This window comes from Microcoleus sp. PH2017_12_PCY_D_A (assembly GCF_020738565.1).
Lineage (GTDB): Bacteria > Cyanobacteriota > Cyanobacteriia > Cyanobacteriales > Microcoleaceae > Microcoleus.
On the sequence record NZ_JAEQCI010000021.1, the window covers coordinates 20,324 to 44,169 of the forward strand.

At 45.7% G+C, this 23,846-nt stretch carries 23 protein-coding genes; 14 read left to right on the plus strand and 9 right to left on the minus strand.

Annotated features, from left to right (window positions below):
• Positions 1-141: 141 nt before the first annotated feature.
• The gene (locus JGK39_RS05550; protein ID WP_293247817.1) at positions 142-993 is read right to left on the minus strand and encodes a M23 family metallopeptidase; all 852 of its coding nucleotides are present in this window, start codon (positions 991-993) and stop codon (positions 142-144) included.
• A 443-nt stretch (positions 994-1,436) separates the two neighbouring features.
• Here JGK39_RS05550 and JGK39_RS05555 point away from each other — a divergent pair, with 443 nt between their 5' ends.
• Both JGK39_RS05555 and JGK39_RS05560 read left to right on the plus strand, forming a co-directional pair.
• Positions 1,437-2,561, plus strand: coding sequence for a formylglycine-generating enzyme family protein (locus JGK39_RS05555; protein ID WP_293247693.1), 1,125 nt, complete (start codon positions 1,437-1,439; stop codon positions 2,559-2,561).
• Between the two features lie 85 nt (positions 2,562-2,646).
• A complete protein-coding gene (locus JGK39_RS05560) occupies positions 2,647-3,087 on the plus strand; it encodes a hypothetical protein (protein ID WP_293247690.1) in 441 nt (146 codons plus the stop codon).
• 145 nt (positions 3,088-3,232) lie between these two features.
• Here the strand turns inward: JGK39_RS05560 and JGK39_RS05565 are convergent, their stop codons facing one another.
• The gene (locus JGK39_RS05565; protein WP_293247687.1) at positions 3,233-4,333 is read right to left on the minus strand and encodes an acyltransferase; all 1,101 of its coding nucleotides are present in this window, start codon (positions 4,331-4,333) and stop codon (positions 3,233-3,235) included.
• Positions 4,334-4,451: 118 nt separating this feature from the next.
• Here JGK39_RS05565 and JGK39_RS05570 point away from each other — a divergent pair, with 118 nt between their 5' ends.
• On the plus strand, positions 4,452-6,767 hold the full coding sequence (locus JGK39_RS05570; protein WP_293247684.1) for a cation:proton antiporter: 2,316 nt from the start codon (positions 4,452-4,454) through the stop codon (positions 6,765-6,767).
• Between the two features lie 171 nt (positions 6,768-6,938).
• Here JGK39_RS05570 and JGK39_RS05575 read toward each other — a convergent pair whose 3' ends face one another.
• The gene (locus JGK39_RS05575; protein ID WP_293247681.1) at positions 6,939-7,151 is read right to left on the minus strand and encodes an RNA-binding protein hfq; all 213 of its coding nucleotides are present in this window, start codon (positions 7,149-7,151) and stop codon (positions 6,939-6,941) included.
• A 181-nt stretch (positions 7,152-7,332) separates the two neighbouring features.
• Here JGK39_RS05575 and dapF point away from each other — a divergent pair, with 181 nt between their 5' ends.
• Both dapF and JGK39_RS05585 read left to right on the plus strand, forming a co-directional pair.
• The gene (dapF, locus tag JGK39_RS05580; protein WP_293247678.1) at positions 7,333-8,175 is read left to right on the plus strand and encodes a diaminopimelate epimerase; all 843 of its coding nucleotides are present in this window, start codon (positions 7,333-7,335) and stop codon (positions 8,173-8,175) included.
• 438 nt (positions 8,176-8,613) lie between these two features.
• Positions 8,614-9,756 (plus strand): hypothetical protein, encoded by a 1,143-nt coding sequence (locus tag JGK39_RS05585; protein ID WP_293247675.1) that lies wholly within the window; start codon positions 8,614-8,616, stop codon positions 9,754-9,756.
• Between the two features lie 288 nt (positions 9,757-10,044).
• On the opposite strand, the gene JGK39_RS05590 is transcribed toward JGK39_RS05585, so the two are convergent.
• Together JGK39_RS05590 and JGK39_RS05595 are read right to left on the minus strand one after the other, a co-directional pair.
• Complete coding sequence (locus JGK39_RS05590) at positions 10,045-11,229, minus strand: aspartate aminotransferase (protein WP_293247672.1); 1,185 nt, start codon at positions 11,227-11,229, stop codon at positions 10,045-10,047.
• Between the two features lie 339 nt (positions 11,230-11,568).
• Positions 11,569-12,714 carry an iron-containing alcohol dehydrogenase family protein gene (locus JGK39_RS05595; protein WP_293247669.1) on the minus strand — a complete coding sequence of 382 codons (1,146 nt, stop codon included), beginning with the start codon at positions 12,712-12,714 and terminating at the stop codon, positions 11,569-11,571.
• A 471-nt stretch (positions 12,715-13,185) separates the two neighbouring features.
• On the opposite strand from JGK39_RS05595, the gene JGK39_RS05600 reads away from it, so the two are divergent.
• From JGK39_RS05600 to JGK39_RS05635, 8 genes are all read left to right on the plus strand, one after another.
• Positions 13,186-13,446 carry a hypothetical protein gene (locus JGK39_RS05600; protein ID WP_293295643.1) on the plus strand — a complete coding sequence of 87 codons (261 nt, stop codon included), beginning with the start codon at positions 13,186-13,188 and terminating at the stop codon, positions 13,444-13,446.
• A gap of 3 nt (positions 13,447-13,449) precedes the next feature.
• Entirely contained in the window at positions 13,450-13,806 is a 357-nt protein-coding gene (locus JGK39_RS05605; protein ID WP_293295642.1) for a hypothetical protein, read from the plus strand.
• Positions 13,807-14,005: 199 nt separating this feature from the next.
• Positions 14,006-14,815, plus strand: coding sequence for a TIGR02391 family protein (locus JGK39_RS05610; protein ID WP_293295640.1), 810 nt, complete (start codon positions 14,006-14,008; stop codon positions 14,813-14,815).
• Between the two features lie 39 nt (positions 14,816-14,854).
• The gene (locus JGK39_RS05615) at positions 14,855-14,980 is read left to right on the plus strand and encodes a hypothetical protein (protein WP_293295638.1); all 126 of its coding nucleotides are present in this window, start codon (positions 14,855-14,857) and stop codon (positions 14,978-14,980) included.
• Between the two features lie 114 nt (positions 14,981-15,094).
• Entirely contained in the window at positions 15,095-15,385 is a 291-nt protein-coding gene (locus JGK39_RS05620) for a GIY-YIG nuclease family protein (protein WP_293295647.1), read from the plus strand.
• Between the two features lie 93 nt (positions 15,386-15,478).
• Entirely contained in the window at positions 15,479-15,685 is a 207-nt protein-coding gene (locus JGK39_RS05625; RefSeq protein WP_293295636.1) for a hypothetical protein, read from the plus strand.
• 91 nt (positions 15,686-15,776) lie between these two features.
• A complete protein-coding gene (locus JGK39_RS05630; protein WP_293295634.1) occupies positions 15,777-15,953 on the plus strand; it encodes a hypothetical protein in 177 nt (58 codons plus the stop codon).
• Entirely contained in the window at positions 15,953-16,177 is a 225-nt protein-coding gene (locus JGK39_RS05635) for a hypothetical protein (protein ID WP_293295632.1), read from the plus strand. Before JGK39_RS05630 ends, JGK39_RS05635 begins: the two co-directional genes overlap by 1 nt.
• Before the next feature lie 84 nt (positions 16,178-16,261).
• On the opposite strand, the gene JGK39_RS05640 is transcribed toward JGK39_RS05635, so the two are convergent.
• The 4 genes from JGK39_RS05640 to JGK39_RS05655 form a co-directional block, all read right to left on the minus strand.
• Positions 16,262-16,708 carry a hypothetical protein gene (locus tag JGK39_RS05640; RefSeq protein ID WP_293295630.1) on the minus strand — a complete coding sequence of 149 codons (447 nt, stop codon included), beginning with the start codon at positions 16,706-16,708 and terminating at the stop codon, positions 16,262-16,264.
• Between the two features lie 142 nt (positions 16,709-16,850).
• Positions 16,851-18,539 (minus strand): DNA repair helicase XPB, encoded by a 1,689-nt coding sequence (locus tag JGK39_RS05645; protein ID WP_293295628.1) that lies wholly within the window; start codon positions 18,537-18,539, stop codon positions 16,851-16,853.
• 347 nt (positions 18,540-18,886) lie between these two features.
• Positions 18,887-20,767: a hypothetical protein gene (locus tag JGK39_RS05650; protein ID WP_293247651.1), complete on the minus strand. Its 1,881-nt coding sequence runs from the start codon at positions 20,765-20,767 to the stop codon at positions 18,887-18,889.
• A gap of 749 nt (positions 20,768-21,516) precedes the next feature.
• Positions 21,517-21,966: a hypothetical protein gene (locus JGK39_RS05655; protein WP_293247648.1), complete on the minus strand. Its 450-nt coding sequence runs from the start codon at positions 21,964-21,966 to the stop codon at positions 21,517-21,519.
• 254 nt (positions 21,967-22,220) lie between these two features.
• Here JGK39_RS05655 and JGK39_RS05660 point away from each other — a divergent pair, with 254 nt between their 5' ends.
• Positions 22,221-23,672, plus strand: a complete 1,452-nt coding sequence (locus tag JGK39_RS05660) for an aspartate ammonia-lyase (protein WP_293247645.1) — start codon at positions 22,221-22,223, stop codon at positions 23,670-23,672.
• Positions 23,673-23,846: the final 174 nt, after the last annotated feature.

The following is a 23,846-nucleotide window of genomic DNA, read 5'->3' on the forward strand; positions in this document are numbered from 1 at the left end:
ATTCGAGTTTTGAGGCTTGAGTTGAGAATTTTTCTACAAATCATAACCCAATAGTGATAACCCTGAACAGTTATCTGCACGCCCCAGCCACAAACTTACCCCATAATTGACAGTTAAATTCGTCAAAATCGGTAAAAAATCCTACTCAACTCCCTGAAGCCGCCAAGGTACCGGATCGACAGACTGCCCGTGCACGTAAAGTCCCCAGTGCAGGTGAGGGCCTGTCGAAGCCCCCGTTGACCCCAAACCACCAATTACTTGACCCGCTTTCACGAAATCGCCTTCCTTGACATCAATCCGGCTCAGGTGCATCAAAATACTTGCTACCCCTTGACCGTGGTCGATACCAACTACATTACCGTGGATTTTGAACCCTTGGGATTCGCGGCCCACCAGAGACACGCGACCGGCTGCCGGTGCAACTACAGGAGAACCGTAAGCGCCCGCGTAATCGACGCCCCGGTGGTAGTAGTCCTTAGCAAATACCCCATTATAGTACCGGCGCACGCCGTAAATAGTGGTAATTTCGCCGGAGTTGGGGCGCAACAATTTGCCATCCCAGAATTTTTGGGGTGTCACCAGCGCTTTAAAGGCGTCCACGCGATCGAATTCGGCATCTGTACCTTCTTCGTCTTTCCCGGGCGGTAGCCAGATGGATTGGGTGGGAAAAGCTCGATCGCGCACTTGCACGTTCAACTTCTGCACTTGTCCGTCACCGGAGACTTGCAGAAGGCGCGCACCGGGTTTCTCTAGCGGCGTCGTCGGTAGCAGGGCCCGAAAGCGACGATTGCCGATCGCAAAAGCAGGGTAATTTTTCTGCTGTAAAGACACTTTTGGAGTTTCCCCGCTGTTACCGTCAACCTGAATAATTACCGACAGCGTATCACCCAGTTCGGGATTTGTCGGTGTCACCTGCACCTGCAAAGCTTGCACCGGCGCAGTGAAACTCAGAATGCCAGCAACAATTGGTGCGATCGCGATCGATATCTTCATGTTTGCGTTCAACAGCCTACACTTCAAAATAGCACGCACAACTATTTCCGCAATTGATTCGGAGTTGGCTCGATTCACAGTCGCTGTCATGCCCGATATCCTTAATCTTTGTCTAGCTAATGTTACACAAAAAATGCCATCTTAGCACCTTCTCACCTTAAAGAGCAAGGCATTATGACTCCTGCGAAGTCTGTTAAGTGTCGCCTGTGAAAACGCCAAGCGCAACTAATTATTTTTCGGGTTTTTAGCGTAGCTGCATAAGTCAATACGCTTCAATCAATGTTTGTCATTGCGAGGAACGAAGCAATCGCAGTATCTATTTTTTATTTTGAGATTTATATTTAAACCCTATGGCTGCATAAGCGATCGATATTGACGTATACATTATATAAATGTTATAACGATCGCATCGTACATATCAATCGTCCAGAGGTCAAAATACTATGCCAAACGAGCAAGACAGACCCGGAGAATACGATGCAGTCCTTGGCGGCCAAAATTCAATTCCTGTCAATGCGGCGGTACTCGGAGGAATTGCAGGTGTTAAAAGCCGATTGGCTTCGCCGATTGTTGAAGTGAGAATCGCCGCACTCTCCGAAGCGCTCAAATATGGAGAAGTCGGTTTAAAATTAATAATTCAAGCTTTGCACGATGAATCGATGCAGGTGAAAATTTCTGCTTGTTCGCTGCTGAAAGATCGATCGGAAGAGAAAATTCAACAGCATTTACAAAACTATTTCCCTATATTTGAGTTTGATGTCATCACAGTCGATGCGTATGGAAAAGAAAATAGTCGGAGAAAGTCATGGGTTCATTACTTCAGAGAAGACTTAGGTAATGGAGTTGTACTCGATATGGTTTACATTCCCGGCGGCACATTTATGATGGGTTCGCCAGAAACAGAGTACGGTAGACAAGAGCATGAACGTCCGCAGCATCAAGTAACTGTACCGACTTTTTATGCAGGAAAATATCCCATCACTCAAGAACAATGGCAAGCGGTGATGGGAAATAACCCATCAGAGTTTAAAGGTGCGCAACTGCCTGTAGAAAAAGTAACTTGGAACGATGCAGTAAATTTCTGTCAGAAGTTGTCTGAGAAAACAGGGAAAAACTATCGCTTGCCGAGTGAGGCCGAATGGGAATATGCTTGTCGGGCCGATACGACAACGGCTTTTCACTTCGGGGAAACTATTACTCCCGATTTAGTTAATTATAAAGGTAGCTATCCTTGCGGTTCTGTGCCTGGAGGACTTTTCCGCCACCACACTACTGTGGTGGGAAGTTTTCCCCCAAATGCGTTTGGCTTGTACGATATGCACGGGAATGTTTGGGAATGGTGTGAACTTTACCGGCATGATGGCTACAATGGCACACCCTCTGACAGCGGTGCTTGCGAAAGCGGATCTGATTACCGATTGCAGTGTGGAGGTTCGTGGCTCGACCATCCGCTCAATTGCCGTGCTGCCTACAGAAGGTGCGATTCTGCGGGCAACTCAAGCGGACTCAGGGGTTTTCGCGTTGTTGCTTTGCAGCAGCTTCCTATTTCCCCGTCTTCCCTGCGATGACTCTTCTTTACTCTTTTCTGTTGGTGCGTCGCGGCCTGTAATTCGTTAATTCGATCGCAAATCTCACAGATACGCCCTTAGACATATGACTGCTACAGCCGATCGCCCTCTCAAACATTTTTGCATAGAAGACTTGAAAAGTGCCGACCTTACAGGCATTTCTCTCATCCCCCAACCTTTAACCTTGCGTTTAGACTTTACATTCGGAATCGGGATTTATGACACTTCGATCGAATTCTATCAACTCGTGCATCAGGTAATTTCTCAACCTGTCAACTCCGACTCAGAAGAGTCTTGCTTCTGGGTAGGTAACGCAGAATTAAGACAATTGACAGAAGATAAAAGTCAAATTTTATCTGCTTTGTCTTATCCTTTTCAAAATCAAGCTGGTTTGGTTGAGACAGGTTCTTCGGCTATGTTCTACTTTCGGCTAGAAGGGGATATTTGTATCGAAGTAGTTTGCGGTAGTTACAAAATTTTTCAAGAATTGGAATCGGTGGTTGCAACCGCTTTTACTCCTGTCTAGATCCCCCTAAATCCCCCTTAAGAAGGGGGACTTTGAAAGCACTTCCGGTCCCCCCCGACCTAAGGGGGGCTAGGGGGGATCGGATTTAATGGAACCCTATTTAAGCTCGATCGCACCGCACATCTCACCGATCCGCACCATACAATTAGCTTGCTTGTGCCTTCGGAAGAAACATTTTTTCAACAACATTTTTCCGCAGATAAACTGTCAAAGGTTTTTCGATCAAAGAGTAGAATAGGCAGCCGACAACTACGGCCAACAATGCCACTAGAGCCGGGGCAAAGAAACCGTCGAAATATTTTCCTAAATTTGCCTTTTGCACAATTTTTGTAGCCGCTGATATCACCGGACTGTGGATCAGAAATATTGAATAGGAGGCATCGCCCAAGAAGATTAAAAAATAAGGAATTCTCGGAGAATCCTTGAGGTCGATCGAGGTAGAACCAATTATTAATAAAGCTGCCAGCACTGCAAAAGTATTGATGCGCTCGAACTCAATGTTGCCCCAAGCCACCAGCAGCGCTAAAATCACATATCCTAAATTTGCTATCCCAAATAATATCCATCTGTAATTGGTGATTTTCTTGTTATATTTAAGCACGATATACGCAGCCAAGCCGCCCAAAACAAATTCTAGATTCATATTTCCAAATATTAGATCCAGCAAGAAAAAAGCGTCGGTAATTTTTACTATTATATCTATTTTCCAAAAATGTAGCATCGTCACAAATAGCCAAGCCGACAGTAGAGGCAAAGACTGTTTAGGCTTTAGCCAGATAGCTATGCTGAACAATACGTAAAAATATATTTCGTAAACTAACGTCCAACCTACATCCAGAATTGGCTTGTTTTTTTGAGGAATCAAGAGCAGCGATAGAATTATCTTGTTCAGAGTTAAATCTTGATTGTTAGCAAAACCGGGAATTACTAAAAAGAAACACAAAACTGTCAGAGTAATTATCCAGTAGATCGGGTAAATTCGCACGCAGCGCTTGACTAAAAATGATTTTAACTGGTCTTTTTTGCCGATCGCCGATCGGTGAACGTACACCATGATAAAACCGCTCAATACAAAAAAGTAATCAACACCGCTCCACCCAGCCTGAAATAAATTAAAAAAAGTAACTTGATTTAATCTTTCGGTGCTCATCTGGTTGACGTGAAACATTACCACCAATAAAGCCGCAATCCCTCGATAAACTTGCAAGAGATTAAGCTTTTTGTGAGGAGTTGAACCCTTTGTCATGAGAAAATACCTTGTTCGAGAGTGGCAGTTGGGCTTGCTACTCAACTATAGTCAACGCCCCCAACATAGTCAACACAATAAACACTATAATATAACTTTACACTTTTTTCATAAAGTTGTGCAAGAAGACTTCCGACTGATTGTTGACTTAGTTCTAGTTCTCGCTGCTGCCGCAGCAGGAGGACTATTTGCATCGCTGTTGCGACAGCCGGTAATTCTCGGATACCTTCTGGGAGGGATCGTAGTTGGGCCGGCCGGTTTGGGGCTGATTAAAGAATTAATTCAGGTAGACACCCTGGCTGAATTTGGCGTTGCTTTTCTGTTGTTTGCTTTGGGAGTAGAGTTTTCATTCGCCGAACTAAATCGAGTTAAAGCAATTAGTCTGGGCGGTGGGGGCTTGCAAATTGTGCTGACGATCGCCATTACTACTGCAATTTCCTTGGGCGTAGGCTGGGTAGACTCGCCCGCCCAAGGGGTGTTTTTAGGGGCGATCCTGTCGCTTTCTTCGACGGCGGTTGTACTCAAATGCTTGATGGAACGCAATGAAGGCGGTACTTCCCACGGGCAAGTCATGCTGGGAATCTTGGTAGTCCAAGATTTGGCCTTGGGGCTCATGCTGGCTGTTTTGCCGGCCCTCAATCAGCCCGCAGAGGCGATCGGCATGACGGTAGTCTGGGCCCTGGTGCGGATCGGCTTATTTGCTGCCGGTGCAGTCGCCGCGGGCATTTGGATCGTACCGCAGTTGCTGCGCTACCTCGCGAAAACAGAAAGCCGGGAACTGTTTTTGCTGGGAGTTGTGGTTTTGGCTTTAAGCATTGCGCTGCTGACAGAATATTTGGGTTTCTCGATCGAGATGGGCGCATTTGTGGCGGGTTTAATGATTTCGGAGGTGGAATATGCTGACCAAACTCTAACTTATGTAGAGCCTTTGCGAGATATTTTTGCATCCTTATTTTTTGTTACCATCGGAATGTTAATCGACCCGTTTTTTCTCTGGAACCATCTAGAATTAATCCTGGGACTCGTATTTTTAGTATTTGTCGGCAAATTTTTGATTGTAACGCCGATCGTCCGATTATTTGGCTATCCCCTAAAAACAGCATTAATCGCAGGTTTGGGCTTAGCTCAAATCGGAGAATTCTCCTTTGTGCTCGCTAGTTCCGGCCAAGCTATGGGACTGGTTTCGCGAAACGTTTACCTATTAATTTTAGGAACGACAGCAGTCACCCTTGTGCTGACGCCGTTTGTATTGAGAAGCGTGCCGCAGTTATTCAAGTGGGCGGAAAATTTCGGGCCGATTCAGCGCTATTTTGACGAAACATCTCAACCTGTCGAAATAGCTGAAACTTTGCCGGAACAAAATCATGTGGTGATTTGCGGCTACGGGCGAGTTGGCAGAAATTTAGTCAAAATGCTGCAAAGTCGCAACTGTTCAATGGTGGTAATCGACGAGTCGGAAAGCAGAATTCAAGAGTGCAGAGTGTCAGGAATTCCTTACATTTACGGGAATGCTGCCAGCTTGCACGTATTGGAAGCCGCCGGGGTGGAACGGGCCGCATCAATGGCGATTACTCTTCCCGATCCCATGAGCACTCGCTTGTGTCTGAAACGGGCTTTAGAATTAGTCCCGGATTTGGATATTGTGGTGCGGGCAAACAAAGATAAAGATATTGAATTGCTTTACCAACTCGGGGCTTGGGAAGTTGTGCAGCCGGAGTTTGAGGCTAGTTTAGAACTGTCGGCCCACTTGCTGGCTGGGATGGGTTTGTCAGCAATGGCAATTGGGCGGGAAGTCCAGCAAATTCGCAGCAGCCGCTATCTGGAATTGCGCCCAGCGCGGGAACCTTTGGCGGTTTCGCGGGATTTGAAAGTGGCGGTTCGAGATATGAACAGCGAGTGGTACAATTTGCCGTCGGGTTCTCCCATCGCTGGGATGACTCTGGAAGAAACTAACTTGCGGCAGTTGACAGGGGTCAGCGTGATGGCGATCGTCCGCGAAGATGGCGAGGAAATTGATTATCCTAACGGGAAGGCTGCTTTGGAGTCGGGCGATCGACTTTTGGTAGTCGGTGAACCGGAAGAATTGATCAGTTTTGAGTTGCTGGCGAAGGGCGAAGTTGCAGTCCCCGAGGGCGACAGTTCTTGTCAGTGGCTGAGGCTGCCAGCAAACAGCCCTTGGGTGAATCAAAAACTGTCAGAGGTAGATTTGCTGACTCAGTACGGGGTGCAGGTGCGGGCGATCCGCCGGGAAGGGAAGTTTACTCGCTGGCCTGACGGAACTACCGATTTGCAAGAGGGCGATCGTTTGCTGCTGTGCGGGGGCTTCTACGAGCTCGGTTTGATGCAGCGGACGGCCTCGCCTCCGGTGCCGCAACCTGCGTTAAAGCTGCCTTTTGTCACCGCCCAAGTCAGCGAAAAGCTATTTAGCGATTAGTTAGCGGGCATGGGGCATGGGGCATCGGGCATCGGGCCTTCCCAGGTCATGGGCCTTCCCAGGTCATCGACCAAACAGGTCATCGGGCAGGAAAGCAGTGGGCAGTTGACAGTCAACAGTCAACAATGCCCCGTGCCCCATGCCCCATGCCCCATGCCCCATGCCCCACTCTCAGGCGTTGGGTTTGAGATAAGCAATTGCCGATCGCGAGATCAGAATTTGTGTTTCTGAGGGATCTAAGAGGCAAATGCAGTTATGATCCTGCCAAAAAATTCTGCCGGCTAGCAAGTCACCGGTCATGAGTTTGATTTCTACCTGTTTTTTGTCTTTGATGTAGCTTTGTATTAAGCGAACGCTGGGCAATCCGGTCTCAAATTCTGACATAGTGGGAAATGGGTAATTTAGTCATTAGTCATTAGTCATTAGTCATTGGTCATTAGTCATTGGTCATTTTTTGCTATCAACTATCAACTGTCAACCTGTATGCTGTCAACTGTCAACTGTCAACCTGTATGCTGTCAACTGTCAACTGTCAACTGTCAACTATCAACAGAGGTTTGTTTTTATGCCGATCGAGTTTGCGAAGTATCACGGACTGGGCAATGATTTTATTCTGATTGACAACCGCCACTCCTCAGAACCAGTTTTAACGCCAGAACAAGCTGTGTCCATGTGCGATCGACATTTTGGGATCGGCGCAGACGGCGCAATCTTTGCTCTTCCCGGTCAAAACGGTACGGACTATACGATGCGGATTTTTAACTCCGACGGTTCGGAACCGGAAATGTGCGGCAACGGGATTCGCTGTTTGGCTAAGTTTATCGCCGATTTGGAAGGTGAGAAGGCAAAAACTGAGTATCGCATCCACACTCTGGCGGGTGTGATTAGCCCCGAATTGCGATCGGACGGTCAGGTTAAGGTGGATATGGGACTTCCCCGGCTGCTGGCTGCGGAAATTCCGACAACTTTGGCGACACCGGATGTCAAAGTGATAGATGTGCCGATCGAAGTTGCCGGTAAATCTTGGTCTGTTACCTGCGTCAGCATGGGAAATCCTCACTGCATTACCTTTGTAGACGATGTTTCGGCTGTGGCTTTGGAAACTGTCGGCCCTCAATTTGAACACCACCCAGCTTTCCCGCAGCGTACAAATACCGAATTTATTCAAGTTATGCGACGGGACTACGTAAAAATGCGGGTGTGGGAAAGAGGCGCAGGTGTTACTCTAGCTTGTGGGACTGGTGCTTGTGCTGCTGTGGTGGCTGGGGTGTTGGTCGGAAAGTGCGATCGGACAACTGCTGTTGAACTTCCCGGTGGCGTTTTGGAAATCGAATGGGCTGAAGTTTCTGGGCGGATTTACATGACGGGGCCGGCACAGCAAGTATTTAGTGGTTCTCTTAGTCATTAGTCACCAGTCATTAGTCATTGGTCAAACAGATCATTGGTCATTAGTCATCGGTCAGAAGGAGTTTTTTGTAGAATTGACAAACAAGAAAAATTATTGAATTCAAAATTATTCTTTAATTCTTTAAGTATGAAAAATGCTCAATGACTAATGCCTTGCGCTTTTTGAAGTCATTAACCCAAGACTGATTACTAATGACCAATGACCAATGACCAATGACCAATGACCAATGACCAATGACCAATGACTAATATCGTGTCCTGTCGAGCGATCGCGATAAGTCAGGTTCGTAGTGTGGACTTTAGTCCGCATTTAGGGAGCGGACACCAGGACGCACTACGAACCTTTTTATTACTGGTAATCGACCGGACATGATATAGGCCTGAATTCTAAAATCTAAAATCTAAAATCTAAAATCTAAAATCAAGTAGGTGGATGTGCATGGCTGGAGGTATTTATCTGATTCAGGACGACGACAGGCTGGTAGAAATGATGGAACAGCCCTACGACTCGGAAGACCAGTTACAAGACTTGCTTGTAACTTATCCTAATCTGATTGCCGGAGATCAAATCGATCGCGCGACGGCGCGGAAGTGGCTGTTAATTTCACGGGAATCAGTGCCCACCGATGAGGAAACTGCCGTCCAGTGGTCGCTGGATCACTTGTTTCTCGACCAAAATGCAGTTCCTACTTTGGTGGATGTCAGACGCACTTCTAATACTGGACTCCGGCAAAAAGTTTTAGGTCAGTCGATCGACTATGCTGCTAATGCGTTGGTTTATTGGCCGATCGATTCAATTATTGCTCTGTTTGAAGCCAATTGTCGCGATCGGGGCCGCGATCCCGAACAGATTTTTGAAGAGTTTCTCGGTGCGGATGCTAATGAAGATTTATTTTGGCAGAAAGTTAAAACTAATTTGCAAGCCGGTAAAATTCGCTTAGTATTTGTAGCAGACGAGATTTCCGCTGAAATGCGCCGAGTTGTGGAATTTCTCAACGAACAAATGGACCCGGTTGAAGTTTTGGCCCTGGAAATTAAGCAGTATGTAAGTGAGGACGGTTTGAGAACCTTGGTTCCCAGAGTGATCGGTCAGACAGCCGAAGCACAGCAGAAAAAATCGAACGCAATGCGCGAAAGAAGGCGCTGGGATGAATCGTCATTTTTTGCGGAAATCAAAGCCAGACAAGGCGCGGACGAGGCGCAAATGGCAAGATCCATATACCTTTGGGCAAAAAGTCAAGAACCCGAAATTCAAATCCATTGGGGAACGGGGGACACCTACGGTGGTTTCGCGGCTCAATTGCATCACAGGGGCAGAAAACCATATCATTTATTCACTGTAGATATTGCTGGCAGAATGGAGATTTCTGCTGACAATTACGGTTCCCAACCGCCATTTAATGCTGAACCAAATTGGCTGGAATTGAGAAGTAAACTGAGTTCGATCGGTCTCTCGCTACCTACTGAACCGGGCGAGAGAAGGTCGCCGAGTCTGGCTTTATCTACTTTGGAAGACGAATTTGCCCTCCAGCAAGTTATGGAAACGTTTAATTGGGCGATCGAACAAATTAAAACGTTATAGTCATTAGTAATCTGTACGGTTTGTAGTGAGGACTTTAGTCCTCTGAATTATCAGGACTAAAGTCCTCACTACCAACCAATCTTATTAAAAGTAATTGACCGAACATCCTATGAATCCTGACTATCGAGAAAATTAAAACATTATAATCATGAGTCATTTGTACGGTTTGTAGTGAGGACTTTAGTCCTAGTCATGGATGCGGACTAAAGTCCTCACTACAAACCAATCTTATTAGGAGTAATTGACCGGACATAATATGACTGATGACCAATGACTAATGACTATTGACTATTGATAGCGAATGTTTGCTTGTTTCAAGCGGCGCAAAGCTTCTCCCAGTCGATCGCAATCTGCAATCAAACTAACCCTAACATATCCTTCGCCGCCAGGGCCGAAAGCATTACCAGGAGTAACAACAACACCCGTTTGCTGCAAAACATTCAGCGCAAAATCAGTCGAACTCATGCCCGGAGTGCAAGGAACCCAAAGATACATTGCAGCCAAAGGTTTGGGAATATTCCACCCCAATTCGGCCAATCCTTCAACCATAAAATCGCGGCGAGTGCGATAGCGTTGCTGGACTTCGTGCAAGTAACTGTCAGGTAATTGCAGCCCTGTTTCTGCTGCTGCTTGCAAGGCGGAAAATATGCCGTAATCTAAGTTAGTTTTTAAAGTGCGCAAACCTTGAATTATCCGGCTGTTTCCAACTACAAAACCGACTCGCCAGCCGGCCATATTGTAGGTTTTTGACATGGTGTGAAATTCAACGCCGATTTCTTTTCCGCCGGGAATTTCTAATAAACTTGTCGGTTGATAGCCGTCAAAGGCTAATTCCGCATAACACAAATCGTGAACCAGCAAGATTTGATGTTTGTGCGCGAAAGCCACAATATCTTTATAAAATTCGCGGGGGGCCGTTGCTCCGGTCGGATTGCTGGGATAATTAAAGTAGAGTATTTTGGCTTGTTCGGCTACGCTGTCGGGAATGGAACCTAGGTCAATTACCCAGTCATTTTCCGGTTTGAGGATAATGTTGTGAACTTTGGCACCGGCGATAATCGGGCCGCGAAATAATACCGGATAAGCGGGACTCGGTACTAATACTAAGTCGCCGGGATTGATATAGGCGATCGCAAAATGCGCTAAACCTTCTTTAGAACCCAATAAAGGTAATGCTTCGCCTTCTGGATCGAGTTCGACATTGTAGCGGCGGCTGTACCATTTGGTAATTGTACGGCGAAAACTGGCAGTTCCTTCAAAGGGCGGATAGCCGTGATTTGCAGGATTTTGGATAGCTGCGATGGCGGCTTCTACTACCGGTTGCGGAGTCGCACCGTCGGGGTTTCCCATTCCTAAGTCTATTAAATCTAGTCCTTGTTCGCGGGCGCGGGCTTTGAGTTCGTCGAGACGGGCAAATACGTAGGGCGGTAGTTTTTGCAACCTGTCAGCAGGGCTAATCCAATCCAAAGTCATTTGTTTTTTGTCACTTGTCAGTTTTCCTGGTTCGTAGTCAGGACTTCAGTCCGCAAGTTAGTAGTGAGGACTGAAGCATTGGTGTCAACATTAACCCGAAATACCGCCAGGGGTTTAAACCCCTGGCTAATATCCCAAGTCCTCTAAAAGAGGACTAATGAATTACTCAGTCCTCTTTTAGAGGACTGTCTTCTTTGAGGCAGGGGTTTGCAACCCCTGCTTTAAGAGCGGGTGTGACGATAAGTTGACACTAACAGGATTTCAGTCCTTCCAACACAGCCTTTACAGGACTAAAGTCCTTACTACAAACCTTACTTACAAACCTTACTACAAAATGTTTTAATTCTTGATTTTCAATTCTCCCACAGGTGCGGTGGTAGAAACCATCGCCGCCATTAATTGTTCGGGAACGACTTTAAATGGCAGTCTGTGGATGTCGGAATTGGGATTGCACGCTATTTGAGCGGCGCGCTGCAATTCTGTTAGGCTAACGTCTCCGAGTCCTAAGTCCTCTAAAGTTTGGGGCAATCCAATCTCGGCGTAGAATTTTAGCAGTTGCTGTCTGGCGGTGGCTGCGAGTTGATTGTTTTGCAGAATTTCTTCTAGCCGCAGTTGCACTAAAATGCCGTAGGCAACTTTTTCGCCGTGCAATGTGCCGTGACTTGCTAATAGATGAGTTAGGCCGTTGTGGACGGCGTGGGCGGCGACGGTGCGACATTGGGCTCCGCCGATGCCGCCGATTACTCCTGCTAGCAATACGGCGGCGTCTGTGACTTCTTGCCAGGTTTCGCTACCGGGTTCTTTGAGGGCGGCGGCTGATTTTTGGAATAAAATATCGCGCAGGATTCTAGCTTGTTGGACTGCGGAAATAATCATGGTTTGTTCCGAGTGTCCGCTGCTGACTGATGCTTCGTACCATTTGGCGATCGCATCTCCAATTCCTGCTACTAATGTCCGCTCAGGTGCTGTTTGAATTAAGCCGTAGTCGAGTATCAATAAATCGGGACATCTGGCTAATGTGACATCGTATTGGAATGCACCTTGTTCGGAATAAATGTTAGAAAGTGCTGTCCAAGCGGCACAGGTTGCTGCTGATGTGGGTATGGTGACGATCGCCATTTTGCACTGATGGGCGAGGAGTTTGGCTGCATCCAAGGCTTTGCCGCCGCCGACGCCGATGATGAAGTCGGCTTTGTGGGTTTGGACGGCTGCGCGGAGGGTTTCGAGGCTGGTTTCGCTGCAATCTTTGCCGTAGGCTGTGTGGGCGGATTCTAACTGCTGCTGTTCGAGGATTGGTTGCAGGTATGGTTGGGCGGCGGCTAGGGAGTTGCTACCGCCGACGATTAGGGGCCGCTTTCCGAAACGGGCGATCGCATCTCCGGCTTGTGATAGAGCGTTTTGACCCCGCAATACACAGGCTGGAGCAATTGTCAAGGAATAAATTGCAGTTGCGGTGGTAGTTTTGGTGCTTTGGGTTTGAGTCATCGAACCAGTGGATGAGTGACGAGAAGGTTTATTGTCGCAGGATTGCTGGATTTTATAGGATAACTCTAACTCGCGTTGGGCAACATGGTAACTTTTGTAAAGTATTTGTTAAGTATTGTGGTTGGGACGGGCTGCGGGAGTTGAGGGGCGATCTCGAGTATTCACCCAATTTTAGACTTCCAATTCGATCGTTTTAATGATTTATGTTGCATAGTGCTGAAAGGACAGATGCTTGGTTTCAGCATAACAATTGTCGATCGAAGGGCTTTACAGTGTTTGATAGGTTCTTTGTCGATCGCTGTTGTCCAGGAAGGAGCTAGTCACGATGTGCTCTGCTTTTATACCCGCAACAGGAGATTCCGACGGGAGTAAGAAGAAATTGACATACATGAGCAATTTGCGGTATTTTATGGTTATATAGCGAAAAGAGCTAAGCGTGCACAGTAGCTGCTTCGGTTGAGCTAGACTGTTATGCAACTCAAAGGAGTTTGTGATGTCAATGAAAGTGTTTTTCACACTAGAAGCCCGCAGGAACGGGGTTGGTCTAACAACGAAAAACGAGAGTTGGCCCGCATTCCCATTGTGGGGGAGTACGTCGCAACTGCGATCTACAGTCCTTGGTTTTGTGTTCAGCTAGTGGTTCACACGCATTTTGATGGTGAATTTGACGCGGAGGTGTACGCAGTTGCTGCGGATCACAACGAAGTTCTAGAGATTGCTCAGGCAAATTAAGCGATGACTAAGAAAGTCTCAATTGATTACAATGATATAGCTGCAATTGCCTTTAAATCTGCTTTTCCTCATGGTTGGAGAAGCCTTATCCCTGGTTATGACATATGGAAACTATTGATTGAACCACTAGCTCAGAAGGTTATTGATGCTGCTACTTTAAGTCAGGGGAATGATCTTGAAAATATCAAGGAAATAATTAGATCCGGCAAAGAAAACGGGGTCGATGAGTTAGAGATAAAAATTGCAAAAGAAGCAGGTATAAATATTGGTACTAACCTAAATGAAATAGGTATTCCTTGTAATGTGAATTTTAGAGTTGGGTCCCAAGGGGAGACTGTTATTAACATAAAGTACAAGTAGAGAGATACAAGTACGAGTATTGCTGAAACTGTAAGTTGTTTAAATTTATCTGGATAATTAATAATATATGAGACGAAAAAGAGAAGTTGTAGAAGCACTATTAGAAAGTCTTTCTATCCTAGAAAGATCGCGCGCAGTTAAACTAAATCGTTAGACCGCGAAACTGATAACTAATCAATAATAGAGATTATTTTTCTATATGACACCACAATCACTTGAACAACTTGTGCAGAAAATTCACGAACTTCAAACACTTATGGTGACAGTTGCAACAGGTGAAGCACGTATTCAGGAAAAAGATGATGAGTATAAGCAGCTATATATGGAAGTGAGTTTGAAGCTGGAATTTCTACAAAATGAAGGCTTCAACGTTGACAATCCAAATTCTTTTAGATCCCTGTGGGATTGGTATAATTACTGGTCAGCTCATTTGGCTACTTATGCTTTACGTCGTCAGTATGTTGGGGAACTTTACGAAAAGGTTCTAACATCATTTGAAAATACTCTCTACAAGCATCGCGCAAATTCGATGTCGAGTGAAGAACTAATTGACGACTTGCAGCGCAGGTTAGGTCAGATGATACCTGAACCCCAGACTAGGTTCAAATTCACAATCAATTCTCTGCATCCAAAAATTATTCAGCGATGCCAGCAACAGTTTGAATTGGGACAGTATGATGATGCAATATTCAATGCGATGAAAACTGTCGAAGAAGAAATTCGAGATCGTGCATCAGCAGCACCAACTGATGTAGGAGTTGCTCTGGTTTCAAAGGTTATGAATCCTAATCAACAACCAAAGCTAATTTTTAGTTCAGTAAATGCAGAACAGGAGGCAGCACACTCTATGTACCGAGGCGCAATCGGTAGTTTTAAGAATCCACTCAGCCATCGTTTCTTGGATACCTCTGATCCAATAAAAACTTTTGAGATTCTAGGTTTTGCAAGTTTATTAATGCGTATGCTAGATGATGCAACTGTAACACCATCTAGCTCAAATGGTGTCTAACAACGCCTATGCACACCGGCCGCAGAGAGTTGATCGGTTATGATGCAGAGGTTACTAGCGTCCAGTGAGTGCGAACGTTACATTTTTTACCAACAGGTGAAACCCGATCGATCGCCCCTTTCCAAGATCCTAGAAAAATACAAGCACGGTCAAGGCTCAAATTAGCTCAGGCTCGATCGCCTTCTCTGTGCCATCGCGCAGGAAACCATCCCTAGTGGATGATGGTTGTAACAGAATTTGTGGGATTATAATTTCTGTGCAATCAGCCTTCTTGCCTTCATGCCAACGAATGATTCTGACCTACAAATCCAAGCACGAAGAATTCTAGACGCGATTGCTTTCATTCCTTTTGAGCAATATCAACCCTTGACCCGTGGGTTTGAGAGCATTCCTGCGCGTCCTGGCATTTATGCAATCGGGCACAGAACTGATGGATTGCTCTACATCGGTAAAACCAAGAGCTTACGAGGTCGCTTCAGTGGTGGGCACAAAGCTTTTTTGTGGGCATGGCTCGATAAATATAGCGATGAAGACATACGGATTGCAATACAGACAATTTTTCACGCTTGAGAACCCTGCGTTACTATTGGAGCTAGAAGCCATCATTCTAAGAGCTGCTGAACCCCCTTACAACGTCCAAATTCCAAATGAGATGTAAATGCCATGCAAGCCAAACTTAAAGAGCAACTTTCCCTCGCTGATGCTGAAGTTATTTTAGGACGTTTTCCTGAACGAATTCGTGCTGCCCTAATTGCTCGTGCTGCTGAAATTGAATACCCGATCGAAGCAGTCATTGAGATGGCGATCGCTAGTTTCCTTGACACAGAAGCATTAGGTTTTGCAGATTGCAAACCAGGACGCGGACAATAACAGCGTCAAGTGGCGATCGCGGCGATCAAACAATTCAAATTAGCAAAAACTATATGCTAGAATCAGGGTGTGTGTGAAGCGAACAAAGTAAATGCCTACTGATGCTCAATTGAGAGGTTTATATCGTCTTAGCTATTGGCTAACGTTTATTATGCTTCAGCCCGTACATCTCGTCTGCATTGACGAGCGAACAAACAATCTGTATGTTTTGGCTGGAAATACCGAGAACCTGGAGTTTCAAATTGCGCCGAATGGAGAAGTATTCTGATGAGTCAAGTTAACTATAGTGCTATGTCAGATGAGGAGTTAAGGCAACACTTTCTTCGACATCGTGAGGATAAGACGGCTTTTCGAGCGTATCTGGATAGGCTAAGCAAGCGCCGGCGCGAAATTATTACGACTGTAGACGATCCTGATTTTGATGCCAAGATTCAAGCAGCAGTTTTGCGACAAATGCAAGCGGCAGGTAACAACGGTGATGCGGCGGTATAACCATTTAAATACAGATTTTTGTATCTTCTTTTTAAATGGTTTTTGTGTGCGGGATTTATTGCCGACTAAAGATTGTTTTGAACCTCACTTAATGCGATAATTGTAGCCTCGATCGGTGTCATCATAAAGTCCTTCGTCTTCGGGTGCGTAGCCTTTCAAAAAAGCATCGTGACTGCGAGTAATAGCTGTGTCAATTAAATAGTCTTCTAAATAGTCTTCGCCGTCGAGTACAGAAAATTCAGTTAATTCGGGATCTGTCAAAAAATCTTGGGCTGTGACAGCCATGTATGGTGCTAGTATTTTATGGCGTTCCGCGATCGGCAACTTAGCAATTTCTGTAAGGGATAGCTTGAGCGGCGGTGGTTCTGTTGGCGAATTGCTAGACTCGGAACTTTCACTTGATAAATGTTGTGTTTGTGCCCCTTTTTGTACTAGAAATTCCACGAAATCGAGCACTTCCTGCTGTTTATCTGTCGAAAGCATCCGCAGATTCTCTAATAATATTTTTTCGATATCGAGTGTTTGTGTCATTGATTTTTACCTGCACATCGATCGGGTATTTGTAGGGTGCGTACTGCACACTTTACCTGTTCTATTATATCAAATTTGCACGGTCAGCAGTCGATCGCCCTTTTCGATCTGAAATTTGGTCAAATGTCTATTATGCCGCCAACTAACCATCGCCTCGAACCTCGATCGTATAACTGTAGCCCTGTTCAGTCAGAAACAGTTGGCGGTGTCTGGCAAAATCCTCCTCACAAGTTTGTAGCGAAACTAAGGTATAAAAACTCGCAGTATGTCCGTCAGATTTAGGGCGGAGAATTCGTCCGAGGCGCTGCGCTTCTTCCTGGCGAGAACCATATTTTCCCGATACTTGAATCAACACATCGGCATCGGGTAAATCGACGGCAAAGTTGCCCACGCGAGATAGAATTAATCCGGGAATCTCTTTGTGACGGAATGCTTCGTACAGCCGATCGCGCTCAACCTGTTTTGTCTTCCCCGTAATCAGCGGCAAATCGGTAACTCGGGCGATCGCATCCAACTGCTCCAGAAACTCACCAATAATTAAAATACGGTGTCCCGCTTCCTTTTGCAACAAACTTTGCACCACATCCAACTTACCCGGATTTTCCGCAGCAATCCGAAACTGGCTGCGGCGGGGCGCTAAGGCATATTCCATTTTTTCGGCCTCATTTTGGGCGACGCGGATTTCGGTACAATTGGCTGTAGCAATAAATCCCTGTCCTTCCAATTCGCGCCAAGGTACGTCGTAGCGCTTCGGGCCAATTAGCGTGAAAACATCCCCTTCCTTCCCGTCTTCGCGAATCAATGTCGCCGTCAAACCTAACCTGCGTCGCGCTTGTAAGTCGGCGGTAATCCGAAATATTGGTGCGGGTAGTAGATGGACTTCATCATAAATAATCAGTCCCCAGGATTGCGCGTTAAATAACTCGAAATGCGGGAATTCATCATCTTTAGTCGATCGATAACTGAGCATTTGGTAAGTCGAGAGAGTTACAGAAGCCGTTTTTTTGCTGTTGCTGCTGTACTCGGCGATCGCATCTTCAGTTAAACTCGTCTTGTCCAATATTTCCCTGCGCCACTGGTGCACCGAAGTCAAACTGCTGGTGAGAATCAGCGTCTTTTGCTGCACCAAACTCATCGCAATCATCCCCACAATCGTCTTACCAGCCCCGCACGGTAGGACGATCGTTCCACTGCCACCTCTAACCTCTCCTCCCTGATAGAATGCCTCTACGGCTTCCTTTTGATAGGCGCGCAAATTAAAGGGTAAGTCGCTTCCTAAAGTGCGATCGCGCAATGCAATCGCCAACTCGGCACCCTCGACATATCCAGCCAAATCTTCCGCCGGATAACCCACTGCTAGCAAAGCTTGTTTGAGTACACCGCGATTCCCGGCATCAACTTGAAAGCAAAGATCCGAAATCCGCTTACCTAACAGCGGTTTTACGCGATCGTCCCGCACTAGCAACTCCGTCAGCGGGCGATCGACAATCCGCAGTTGTAAATCGGGATTTTCCGCATCAATCCTTTCAATTACCGTCAATCCGTAGCGAGTTCCCAGCAGTTCAATTTCCTGCGCTACAGATTCGGGAATGTCATATTTAGCATACTTTCGCAAAGCTGCGATCATCAATTCAACTAACATTCCCGCCGCCCGCGCATTCCACACACTCAAGGGCGTGATGCGATAGGTGTGGATGTGTTCGGGACTTTTGATTAATTCGGCAAAGGGTGCGATCGCTTCTCGTGCCTTTTGTGCTGTAGGGGCGTGAACTTCGAGTAAAATTGAGCGATCGCTTTGCACGATTAAAGCATTTTCAGGAACGTAAGTCATAGGAAGTTCGGCAACGGATTTTGTAACGGATGTAACGGATTGAATAATTGAAGGAAGAAAGTAGAAGGTAGAAGTTTAGTAGAACAGAAATGTTTGGTTTGTTTGATCCAGTCTATGTGAAAGGTGCGTCGCGATCGAGATTGTACATCTTTTTTAGGGATTTATCGCCAGCGACGCATCATACAAATACTACAAGAGAATGAAACAGCCCTGCCTACTAAGAGGGGGGACAGGATGCTTCTCAAAGTCCCCCTTTTTAAGGGGGATTTAGGGGGATCTTGCCTCGGCTATAAACGAAAGATACAAAAGTTTTCGGGCGATTGTTGACACTCATAATATCAGGTGTATTATTTATCCGACTGCGGCAAGACATAGCCGACTTGCCGCAGGGCGGTGCGAAATTTAGTTTCCTGGCCCAATTGAACCGCTAAAGTGCGATCGCCCGCCAACTGACAGAATTTTTTAGTACGGGAATCATTAGCAATTAGCAATGCTAAATGGGCGGTAGTACATTCGATCAACCTGACAGTACCTACATCTTGCACGCTATTCGATCGCTCTGTAACATCCGTCAGAAATTGTTGCACAGTTTGCGGCAGCGGTTCAATACTCCTTGCGTCCAAAAACTCTGTAAACTCTGCTAATGGATATCCGTTTTCAATGGCTGCGAAGATTTTTGGGCGATCGAGACGCCACACAACATCCGAAACTTTCTTAGTATAGACATCAAGGACGATCGCATCAGATGTCTCGACACCATCTCCCGCCGCAATAATTTCTAGATTCGGCAATACCCGCAGCGTTTGACGGATCTCAATTGCTGGCGGAGTATACTTATCCGTCAACTCCAAACAATAAGCCCCCAAAGCTGTCAAACGAAAATATACTAAGCCATCATAACGACTCAGGAATTCCAGATTGTCGGTTCCCCAAAGATCGTCATAATCACTTGGTATCAGCAACGGATCGACATATGCAACATCAATTATGCCCAAAGTAGCAGCATACTCAAACAAAAAACAGCGCATATATCGTTCTTCCAGAATCCGCCAACTGTAGCCACTCAATTCTGATAAGTTTCCATACCCAGCTTCACCAATATACAGATAGTACGGTTCCTCCGTCACCTCAAACCTATGGCCCGTTGCGACTAGATATTTGCTAAAGTCATGAAATAGAATCCACTTACCCACAGGACATTCTGCGAGCACAGAGGCGATCGCATCTCTCCGCCACGTCACATCCGTCATCCCACTTGCGCCCCTGCCAGTTTGTCCTTTGATCGCATCAATGCGGCGAAATTCATCAAAGATTTTGGTCTTTAACCAGCGTTTCCATGCTGTCTGCAAACCTTTGGCGGGTGATTCTTGTAAAGCTTTCAGTCCCGCTTTTGTCAAAACTAGCTTTTTGCCCGATCGTTCCGCGAACTTGCTCCCTTGCGCTATCATTATCCAAGCAAAGGGCTTGATGCTACCGATTTCAGCGAATACTTCATCATCATAGTCGCTATCCTTGGCTAGGGTAATTTGACGCTGTTCCTCATTATAAAAATCACCACCTTGCAATATAGAGGCGATCGCCTTTACACTTGCAGCAGTAGGCAAAGCAGTTTTCTCGCTAACAGCAACTTTTCCCGACTGAATCAAACGCAAAACTGCTGCAAAATCCTTTGTAGCAGTCAACTGTGTTTCACAAGAAGTCATGGGAATCTCGTATTCTTCTGTCTCCTTTTTTTCTGTACTATAGTTATATCTTTGAACGCGGAGTTTAACCTGATTTTGTACTGTTTCACCAACATTATCTAACGTGGCTTCTTCGGGTGGTGGAACAAATTTTAGCAATTCTTCTTCTAAATCGTAGGGTATCTGCCTGCCATAAATAAACAAGCATAGCATTGATGGTTCTCTGTTAGTTCCATAGCGATCGCTTGTGCCAAAATTTGCTGGTTCTCCGTATTTGGCGCTAAATATCTCAGGAAAATAAACACCATCATCCCCATGTATAACCTCAGCTACAGCCGCTTTTTGAAGGTCATCTAATTTTGCCCACACATTCCGAAGGTTCTTTCCCAGCAATTGCGATCTAATTCCCTCAACAAGATCCGCTTTACGGGTTAATTTACGAGGATCGGGTAATAATGCTTTGAGCTTTTTTAAATCGTCAACAATTATTCCTTCCAATGCCTGTTGGAGGCTAAAAAGGTTATTTACGGTTTGGTAACGCGACATAATATTTGAGAATGCGCCCGCTTCAAAATTGTTTTTGCAACCCAAATATAACAACTTTACCGGATGCAAAACTTGAATTTTTGTTACAAAACTCCAGAAATCTGGTTAAACAGTTACGGTACCATGAACCGGAACGGTGCATAGGTTATTTGTTTTAATTTTTAAGGGAATATTTTCGGCCCTAAAATTACCCGGTTCAACAGCCGTAGGGTGCGTCGCCATTAACAATCCCTAAAAAAAAATGGACAATCTCAAAGCGACGCACCTTAGACTTCTTGCAAAAGTCCTTTTAATCAAATTTTCGGACGGGCTCTGGGGCCCATCCCACAAGTCAGGATTTAATACCAATTTTCAGGCATTTATACAACATTAGCCCTAGGGTGCGGATCCATTAACAATTCCTAAAAAAATGGACAATCTCAAAGCGACGCACCTTATAAACTGAGCCTTTTATAAGCAAAACTAACAATTATATTGTATGGTTTGTTTCGTCCACCCAATGTGTAAGGTGCGTCGCCATGAGATAGGGCATGAAATTTAGGAATTGTTCTCGTGCGATACACCCTAAAACTAACTGAAACCATTGCCGAGACAGGAGTTTTTATGTAATTAATTTTGTGTGGTTACTTAGGAATGAAAATTAAATAACTTAAGCAAATTTGTGGGATGGGCGTCCCGCCCGTGCTAGTACGGGCGGGACGCCCATCCCACAATAATCATCAAAGTGTAAGTTTTGAAATTTTCATTCCTTACTTGATCGAAACTGACATACTGTAACTTGCACCTCCTCTTTCTGTGCCGATAGCTATTTGATAGTCTCCTGTTTGACTCAATTCTCCAGACCAGCTCTTTGATTCTTTAACTATCGTCTTTGTATTGGGGTCTACGATGTTAAAAACAGCATTTTTTTCAAGAGATTGGATCTCAATCTTCATCCTTTGCCCTTTTTTAGCTTTAATCAAATAAGTATTGACAGTACCGCGCGCTACTCCTCCTTTGATTTCGGCTGAATTAGTACCTTTTTTGAATTGAATTCGCTGCTGAACCTTAGCCATTAAAATGACAGGTTTTTCAGAATTTACTGGGGAGGAAACAATGCTAGATATAGCTTTTACAGAAGTCGGAAAAATCATCAATGCACTTAAGCCGATAGTCAAAAGATTTATTGGGTATTTGAAACTTTTTGCTGGTTTGTTCATCGGAATTTAACAGTAAGACTGAAATTTGTTTACTTGTAGGATTATAGCTGACTGAGGCTGTCTGCGTGCGATCGCCCTTACCGCCAACTTGATTGCAGAGGGAACCCCCGGATGTGAGATAATTTTAGGCGATCGCAAATTACGCATTACTGCACAGCCGCCAGCGGGCGCGGTACAGTCAAAACACCCGCAGCGCCGTGTTACCAAAAAATTGTACAATTCTGTGCAATTCTAATTATCACAAACCAGACGATATGACCCAACAGCCAACCATCACCTACCGCACCGAAAGCGACTCGATGGGAGACAAACAAATCCCATCTACTGTTTACTACGGTATCCAAACTCTGCGCGCCGTTGAAAATTTTCCCATTAGCGGTATCAAACCTTTATCAACTTACATCGATGCTTGCGTTTTAATTAAAAAAGCTGCCGCAATTGTCAACGGTAAACTCGGCTGCATTCCTGAAGATATCAGCGCTGCACTGATCGAAGCTGCTGATGAAGTTTTAGCAGGAAATTTGCGCGATCAATTTGTCGTTGATGTCTACCAAGCAGGCGCCGGAACTTCTCACCACATGAATGTCAATGAAGTTCTTTCCAATCGCGCTTTGGAAATTATGGGCGATGAAAAAGGTAACTACAAGCGCGTTAGTCCCAACGATCATGTAAACTACGGTCAATCGACTAATGATGTGATTCCAACTGCCATTCGGATCGGCGGATTGTTGGCCTTGGAAAAAACTTTGTTTCCGGCTTTGTCAGGGGCGATCGCATCCTTGAACAAAAAAGCCTTAGAATTCCACGATATCGTTAAATCCGGCCGCACTCACCTGCAAGATGCCGTCCCGGTTCGACTCGGTGAAACCTTCGGCGCCTGGGCACAAATTCTCAGGGAACATACCGCCAGAATTGAAACTGCATCGGGAGATTTAACATCCTTGGGATTGGGGGGAAGCGCAGCGGGAACGGGCTTAAATACTCACCCAGAATACTGCGAAAAAGTCGCTCAAATTCTTTCGGAGTTAATCGGAAAACCCCTAAAACCAGCGCCGCATTTAATGGCAGCAATGCAGAGTATGGCGCCGTTTGTAAATGTCTCTGGCGCGCTCCGAAATCTCGCTCAGGATTGCGTTAAAATGTCCCACGACTTGCGTTTGATGGACTCGGGGCCGAAAACTGGTTTTAAGGAAATTCAACTGCCTCCGGTGCAACCTGGTTCGTCAATTATGCCGGGGAAATACAATCCGGTAATGGCAGAAATGACATCGATGGTTTGTTTTCAAGTCATGGGTTACGATAGCGCGATCGCCCTTTGTGCCCAAGCAGGACAATTAGAATTGAACGTGATGATGCCCCTGATCGCCTACAATCTCATTCACAGCATCGAAATTTTGGGCAATACCATCAGCGCCCTAACAACCAAATGCCTCGACAAAATTGAAGCCAAGGGCGATCGATGTCTCGCCTACGCAGAAGGCAGTCTCGCCCTCGTTACCGCCCTCAATACTCACATCGGCTATCTCAACGCCGCCGCCGTCGCCAAAGAATCTCTCGAAACCGGCAAATCTTTGCGGCAAATTGTGCTAGAACGCGGTTTAATGAATGCAGAAGACTTGGCAAAAGTTCTAGATTTAGAGAAAATGAGTGCGATGCCAGAATACCGGGCGGTTGAAACCGCGCCTATAGAAACAAAACCCTTCTAGTGCGGGTTGAAGGCCGGGCGGTTAAAATTACATTATTTTCTTCAGTCCACGCACCATCTGGACTTCGTTTGTGTAGACGCGGTTTCAACCGCCGTCTTATCTAACTTTCTGGCGGTTTCAACCGCCGTTTTATCTAACGCTTACGTTTGTGTAGACGCGGTTGCAACCGCCGTC

Excerpts from the sequence above, each read along its gene's own strand:
- JGK39_RS05550 (WP_293247817.1), bottom strand. The coding sequence starts at position 993 with ATGAAGATATCGATCGCGATCGCACCAATTGTTGCTGGCATTCTGAGT.
- JGK39_RS05555 (WP_293247693.1), top strand. The coding sequence starts at position 1,437 with ATGCCAAACGAGCAAGACAGACCCGGAGAATACGATGCAGTCCTTGGC.
- JGK39_RS05560 (WP_293247690.1), top strand. The coding sequence starts at position 2,647 with ATGACTGCTACAGCCGATCGCCCTCTCAAACATTTTTGCATAGAAGAC.
- JGK39_RS05565 (WP_293247687.1), bottom strand. The coding sequence starts at position 4,333 with ATGACAAAGGGTTCAACTCCTCACAAAAAGCTTAATCTCTTGCAAGTT.
- JGK39_RS05575 (WP_293247681.1), bottom strand. The coding sequence starts at position 7,151 with ATGTCAGAATTTGAGACCGGATTGCCCAGCGTTCGCTTAATACAAAGC.
- dapF (WP_293247678.1), top strand. The coding sequence starts at position 7,333 with ATGCCGATCGAGTTTGCGAAGTATCACGGACTGGGCAATGATTTTATT.
- JGK39_RS05585 (WP_293247675.1), top strand. The coding sequence starts at position 8,614 with ATGGCTGGAGGTATTTATCTGATTCAGGACGACGACAGGCTGGTAGAA.
- JGK39_RS05590 (WP_293247672.1), bottom strand. The coding sequence starts at position 11,229 with ATGACTTTGGATTGGATTAGCCCTGCTGACAGGTTGCAAAAACTACCG.
- JGK39_RS05595 (WP_293247669.1), bottom strand. The coding sequence starts at position 12,714 with ATGACTCAAACCCAAAGCACCAAAACTACCACCGCAACTGCAATTTAT.
- JGK39_RS05600 (WP_293295643.1), top strand. The coding sequence starts at position 13,186 with ATGCAACTCAAAGGAGTTTGTGATGTCAATGAAAGTGTTTTTCACACT.
- JGK39_RS05605 (WP_293295642.1), top strand. The coding sequence starts at position 13,450 with ATGACTAAGAAAGTCTCAATTGATTACAATGATATAGCTGCAATTGCC.
- JGK39_RS05610 (WP_293295640.1), top strand. The coding sequence starts at position 14,006 with ATGACACCACAATCACTTGAACAACTTGTGCAGAAAATTCACGAACTT.
- JGK39_RS05615 (WP_293295638.1), top strand. The coding sequence starts at position 14,855 with ATGATGCAGAGGTTACTAGCGTCCAGTGAGTGCGAACGTTACATTTTT.
- JGK39_RS05620 (WP_293295647.1), top strand. The coding sequence starts at position 15,095 with ATGCCAACGAATGATTCTGACCTACAAATCCAAGCACGAAGAATTCTA.
- JGK39_RS05625 (WP_293295636.1), top strand. The coding sequence starts at position 15,479 with ATGCAAGCCAAACTTAAAGAGCAACTTTCCCTCGCTGATGCTGAAGTT.
- JGK39_RS05630 (WP_293295634.1), top strand. The coding sequence starts at position 15,777 with ATGCCTACTGATGCTCAATTGAGAGGTTTATATCGTCTTAGCTATTGG.
- JGK39_RS05635 (WP_293295632.1), top strand. The coding sequence starts at position 15,953 with ATGAGTCAAGTTAACTATAGTGCTATGTCAGATGAGGAGTTAAGGCAA.
- JGK39_RS05640 (WP_293295630.1), bottom strand. The coding sequence starts at position 16,708 with ATGACACAAACACTCGATATCGAAAAAATATTATTAGAGAATCTGCGG.
- JGK39_RS05645 (WP_293295628.1), bottom strand. The coding sequence starts at position 18,539 with ATGACTTACGTTCCTGAAAATGCTTTAATCGTGCAAAGCGATCGCTCA.
- JGK39_RS05650 (WP_293247651.1), bottom strand. The coding sequence starts at position 20,767 with ATGTCGCGTTACCAAACCGTAAATAACCTTTTTAGCCTCCAACAGGCA.
- JGK39_RS05655 (WP_293247648.1), bottom strand. The coding sequence starts at position 21,966 with ATGAACAAACCAGCAAAAAGTTTCAAATACCCAATAAATCTTTTGACT.
- JGK39_RS05660 (WP_293247645.1), top strand. The coding sequence starts at position 22,221 with ATGACCCAACAGCCAACCATCACCTACCGCACCGAAAGCGACTCGATG.